The organism is Bacteroides coprosuis (genome assembly GCF_020741705.1).
GTDB classification, from domain to species: Bacteria; Bacteroidota; Bacteroidia; order Bacteroidales; family Bacteroidaceae; genus Bacteroides_E; species Bacteroides_E coprosuis.
This window is the reverse complement of record NZ_DYYK01000074.1, coordinates 1-5,727: the sequence shown is the minus strand read 5'-3', so window position 1 is coordinate 5,727 and position 5,727 is coordinate 1. Positions and strand designations below refer to the sequence as shown.

General features: G+C 33.7%; 7 protein-coding genes. All 7 read right to left on the bottom strand.

Annotation, left to right across the window (positions count from 1 at the left end; genetic code table 11):
- Window positions 1-60: 60 nt before the first annotated feature.
- Complete coding sequence (gene bioD, locus K8V80_RS04350) at window positions 61-708, bottom strand: dethiobiotin synthase (protein WP_276775705.1); 648 nt, start codon at window positions 706-708, stop codon at window positions 61-63.
- A 1-nt stretch (window position 709) separates the two neighbouring features.
- On the bottom strand, window positions 710-1,465 hold the full coding sequence (gene bioC, locus K8V80_RS04345) for a malonyl-ACP O-methyltransferase BioC (protein WP_276775704.1): 756 nt from the start codon (window positions 1,463-1,465) through the stop codon (window positions 710-712).
- Window positions 1,462-2,109 (bottom strand): pimeloyl-ACP methyl esterase BioG family protein, encoded by a 648-nt coding sequence (locus K8V80_RS04340; protein ID WP_276775702.1) that lies wholly within the window; start codon window positions 2,107-2,109, stop codon window positions 1,462-1,464. The genes bioC and K8V80_RS04340 overlap by 4 nt, the downstream gene beginning before the upstream one ends.
- Window positions 2,090-3,217, bottom strand: coding sequence for an aminotransferase class I/II-fold pyridoxal phosphate-dependent enzyme (locus K8V80_RS04335; RefSeq protein WP_276775701.1), 1,128 nt, complete (start codon window positions 3,215-3,217; stop codon window positions 2,090-2,092). The genes K8V80_RS04340 and K8V80_RS04335 overlap by 20 nt, the downstream gene beginning before the upstream one ends.
- Entirely contained in the window at window positions 3,214-4,518 is a 1,305-nt protein-coding gene (gene bioA / locus K8V80_RS04330; protein WP_276775700.1) for an adenosylmethionine--8-amino-7-oxononanoate transaminase, read from the bottom strand. Before bioA ends, K8V80_RS04335 begins: the two co-directional genes overlap by 4 nt.
- Window positions 4,508-5,452: a biotin synthase BioB gene (gene bioB, locus K8V80_RS04325; RefSeq protein ID WP_276775699.1), complete on the bottom strand. Its 945-nt coding sequence runs from the start codon at window positions 5,450-5,452 to the stop codon at window positions 4,508-4,510. Before bioB ends, bioA begins: the two co-directional genes overlap by 11 nt.
- 23 nt (window positions 5,453-5,475) lie before the next feature.
- A partial coding sequence (locus tag K8V80_RS04320; protein WP_276775698.1) for a hypothetical protein occupies window positions 5,476-5,727 on the bottom strand: 252 nt, incomplete at its 5' end.

The window sequence follows — 5,727 nt, the reverse complement described above, 5'->3', positions numbered from 1 at the left end:
AAATAGGCTATCTTATTCTTTATTAAAGATAGCCTACTCATAATTATTTCTATTAAACTTTTAACTAGGTATTTCTATATTGGGGATCTTTATCAACTTCGTATCCATCTTATGCCTATCCATATATTTCTGGATAAAAGCATACGTATCAGGGCTAATGACCTCATCTCCTTTAGGAAAATCATTATACACAATGGTATCAATAACTATTCCTCTATTTAAGCAAGATTCTATCGTTAAAAGCGTATGATTTAAACTACCCAACTTAGGAGATGTTACAAGGATTATAGGTAGTTTCTCATCTTTAATAAAATCTATTGTTAAATAATCATCCTGAATAGGTACCATTATACCGCCTGCACCTTCTAGAAGGACAACATCATATTTAGACAGAAGAGAATTAGTACATTCATTAATCTTGGCTATTGAAATTTCTTTTCTATCAATACGAGCTGCCAAATGAGGTGAACAAGGATAGGTGAAAATATAAGGACAAGTGTGGCGATTTTTATCAACATCTAGCAAGGGCAACCCCATCAACTTACGATGCATTTCTATATCTTCTGAAACTTCAACATTCCCGGTCTGAATAAGCTTTTGGGTAATCACTTTTTTACCCTCTTGCATCATTTGATTAGCTAAATAACCAGTAGCTATACTTTTACCTACATTAGTATCAATTCCTGTCACAAAATAAACTTTTTTCATTTTATCGTTTTTTTAATCCTATGTAAATAGGATGATATGTTAACTGTATCTTATTTTTATTTTCAAATAAGCATTCGTACTTGACACAGAAGTCCATGAATGCCTTTTTTGTCCAAACTCGACTAAAACCGCCATTTACTCCCGTTTGTTTCAAATGATTCAAAACATCTAAGACAGAGTTAAAGGAAAGAGTAATGAATTCTTCTTGAAGAAATAAAATCTCATACTTCTGCTGAAAGAGAATTTGTAAATCCACCAAAGAATAATATGGCAGTCCTACTCCTGTTATTTGCCGAATCTCTCTCATATTGCTAGGTCCAAAGGTGGATAAGAAGACATAAGCGTTATTATTTAAAGACTGGTTTATTTTATTAATAAAAGAGGGTAAATTTTCAAACCATTGAATACAAGAACTAGAAACCAATAAATCCAATTCTTTAGGAAGTTCTATCTGTTCGGCATCTCCTATCCTATACTCATAAACCTGATTTCTTAGTAAGGGTTGAAGAACTTCTTCAAGATGCTTATTTATGTCGTTTAAAAAGTAAATAGATGGGTAATGCTGTAAAATATGATGAGTTAAAAATCCTGTACCACACCCTACTTCTAGAACTCTGCCTAATAAAGAAGACTTAGCCAAATAAGGGGACAACAAAGAATATAATTTTTGTGCAATTTGTCTTTGCGCAATTGCATGATCATTATAAGAATTAATGCTCTTCTCAAATTTTTTCTGAACGAGTTCTATATCTATCATAAATATTGATTTATTAATTTTTGGAAAGGAATAAAATGAGCTGCTTCCACACAGTCATAATCAAATCTCTTCCAAGCATTTATTAAGTTTGAAGGAGGAAAGATCAAATCATTATTACCTATAACTATTTTATCCCATTTGTAACAAATTGTATTTTGAGCTTTCTCAACCCTTTGTTGATATTCAAACAACTCTATTCGTTGCTCCTCAGTACTGCGTTGTGGTAAGAGCTGAGCTAATTCTTCTAATCTTTTATTTCCACCCATCATTCTCCTAAAAAACTTTACTCTAAACCTTTCATCATAATGATCCAATGTAGCTTGAAATAAAGATGAGGGAATTCCTACGTTATCATCTATAGGATGAATGGTTCCATTTACAGCCAAAGCATATACCACTCGAGGTAATTCCTGCAAGTATAAATTGGCTACATATACACCGAATGACCACGCAATTACTTTTATCACAGAATAAGGAGCCGTTAAGGATTTTAAATCTATATCTAACTCTGTATAATCACTTAAGATCAAAATATCATACTCTAAAATATCTATACCTTGGATAATATTTTCATCACATCCCCAGCCATTAAATATGAGCAGAAGACTTCCGTTATTCTCTTTTTTAGTCCAATAAGGCTTCATGAATTTTCTGCATTTGATGTGGCTTAAGAGCCGCTGTTAATGAAAAGCGAATTCTTGGTTGACGAAGCGGAACAGATGGATAACGAATGGGAGAAACCCAAAGACCTGCATGACGCAATTTATCTGAGTAGCTAAGACATTCATTGTTATTCCTCATTATTAGAGGAATAATTTGAGACTCACCCACTACATTTTTATTGGGTAGCCAACTTCTAAAATCTTCTGTTATTTTTCGGAGATATAACCTTTCCTCTTTCATCTTCAGCATCTTCTTAAAAACAAACTGAGACCATAAGGAACTAACTGGAGCTCCAGCAGTTGTAAAAATAAACGAACGAGACTTATTTATCAGCCATTCTTTGGTTTCTAAGTCTGTAATAATAAAACCTCCTTCAGAGGCTAAGGCTTTACTTAATGTACCTACTAAATAATCCACTTCGGAAAGAGCTCCTTTTTCTTCAGCCAAACCTAATCCATGATTTCCCACAACACCAATAGCATGAGCTTCATCTAAATAAAGTTTAAAAGAATACTTGTTTTTCAGTAATAAAAGACGCTCTAAATCCACAAAATCACCATCCATACTAAACAGACTCTCTGTAACAACATATATATTTTCATACAGTGAATGATACTCTTTTAAAAGACGCTCTAAATGATTAGAATCATTATGTCTATATCTCATCCATTTACAACCACACAGCCGTAACCCATCAATAATACTTGCATGAACTAATTTATCCGCTAAAACCAAATCTTCTTTATTGGTTAATGCAGGCAGAACACCCAAATTAGCATGATAACCACTGTTATAAACCAAACACTCCTTACCATATTGAATTCCGATAAATGTTTCCAACTCTTCTTTACACCAAGAATTACCAGTTAATAGTCTAGAAGAAGTAGCTCCCATTAAAAACTCTTCACGTGCTAATCCATCCAAGAACTCTTTTTGCCAATCTAGCCGACTACTAATTCCTAAATAATCATTGGAAGATAAATTGATGTATGACTTTCCACCTATTAATATTTCGTTGGCACAATAGCAAGAAGGAGTAAGATTTCTAGCTAAACCGTTCTTTTTTAACTCTTGCAGCTCTTCCCTCATACCAAATAGTCTTGAACTGTTTTACAAAACTGAGAAGTAAGCTGATGCAATTGTTCTGAAGTTATTACATAAGGAGGCATCATATAAATAAGTTTACCAAAAGGACGAATCCAGATTCCTCTATCCACAAACATTTTTTGTAAAACTTCTAAATTAACCTCCTCTTCTACTTCTACAACACCAATAGCACCTAATACACGCACTTCTTTAACACCATTCAAAGAGTTCAGCGAATTTAATTCTATTTTTAATTGAGCCTCTATCTTTGATATTTTATCAAGGATATTATACTTTTCAATTAAATCTAAACTTGCATTGGCTGCCGAACAAGCTAAAGGATTTCCCATAAATGTAGGACCATGCATAAAAACACCTGGATATCCATTTGATATTACTTGAGCTACTTTATGAGATGTTAATGTCGCTGCAAATGTGATGTATCCAGAAGTCAGAGCCTTCCCTACACACATTATATCAGGAGTAATTTGAGACCATTCACAAGCAAACATTTTTCCAGTACGACCAAAACCTGTAGCTATTTCATCTACGATTAATAGAATATGATATTCCTTACAAAGTTTTCTCAACCCAGAGAGGTAATTAGGATGATAAAAACGCATACCACCAGCTCCTTGAACAATGGGTTCAATAATAAAAGCTGCTATCTCTTTATGATGATTTGTAAACAGATCACGAACAGCATCTAAATCGGATTCATTCCAAATTCCATCAAATTTAGTAGTGGGTTTGGGTACAAAGAACTGTGCAGATAAAGTCTGATTAAAGATATGGTGCATCCCTGTTACAGGATCACAAACAGACATTGGATGCCATGTATCCCCATGATATCCTGAACGAACTGTAGCAAACTTACATTTTTTAGGTTGCTCCACACTATACCAGTATTGTAAAGCCATTTTTAAAGCGACTTCTACAGCCACAGAACCAGAATCACTGTAAAAAACATGATCTAAACCTTTTGGTGTCATTTGAATAAGACGTTTAGCTAATTTTACTGCAGGTTCGTGGGTTATGCCACCAAACATAACATGACTCATTTTATTTAACTGAGTAGTAATTGCTTCATTCATATATATATTATTATAGCCATGAATTACTGCCCACCAAGAAGACATACCATCAATCAACCTCCTACCATCACTCATATTTAGATATACACCACTAGCAGATTCTACCAAATAACAAGGAATAGGTTTAGTAGGAGACGTATAAGGATGCATAATATGCTTTACATCAAAATCGAGAAGTTCTTGTGCTTTATCTGTTATATTACAATTCATAATTCAAGCTTTTAAAGTGCTGTATATCATCATCTATATTTAGCCCAGCAGTAGTTAATAAATCTCCCACCATAGAAGCACTAATACCACATCGAAGAGCTTTGTCTTGAATGTGTTGAATGCGTATTCTACCACCTGCAAAACGAATATCAGCTTCAGGATTTAATATTCTAAAAATGGCAAATGTGCGTAAAATTTCATCATCTTCTAATGAAGGTAAAGACTCTAATGGAGTACCAGGAATAGGAATTAAAATATTCATTGGAATAGAAAGAATATTCATTTTTTGAAGAAATAAAGCCATTTCTACTCTCTGCTCCATAGTCTCTCCCATACCAATAATTCCACCTGAACACAACTCCATACCAACTTCCCTTGCCCACTTTAGAGTGTTCAATTTATCATCTAAAGTATGAGTCGTACACAATGAAGAGAAAAAAGAAGGAGCTGTTTCAATATTACAATGGTATCGCCTAACTCCAGCATCATACAGCTCTTGTAAATCCTTTTTAGACAAAAGCCCCATAGATGCGCAATAACGTATTTGTGGAACAGCTTTTCTTACATTTTGGTAGGCTTTAGAGACTCTACTTAAATTGAGAGAAGATAGCTTTCTACCACTCGTAACTAGAGAAAACATAGTAACTCCTTTCTCCGAAGCCAACTTAGCACGATCTAAGACTTCTTTTTCATCGATAAAATCATAAACTTCAACATCAGTTTGATGATGCATAGATTGACTACACCATTTACAGTTTTCAGAACACTTACCTGACTTTGCATTCATAATCATGCAAGTCGTCATTTTCCGACCTAAATAATGCTCTCTTAAATCATTGGCTAATTGAAATAACTCAGAATCTGAGTACGTACGAAGTATTTCTAACGCTTCCTTTAAATTTAATCGATAACCCTTAATTATTTTTTGCTTCATTTTTATGTATAAAAAAGTCCTTATCAATCAGCTGATTGATAAGGACAATATGACAAAGGGAAACCTACTCTTTCTATCAAAGAAAGGGCAACTTCCATATTATTATTTTCGATAATTTCTAATAAAACAGTTTGTTCTAAGACATCCTCTTCCCAAGGTATGTCCCAATCAAGAAGTAATCCTAATAAAGAATCAATAGTAAAAAAACGAATTGTATCATTCTTATTCGACCCAGGTTGTTGAAGAAGTGTGTCTTTAAACGCAGTAATAGACAT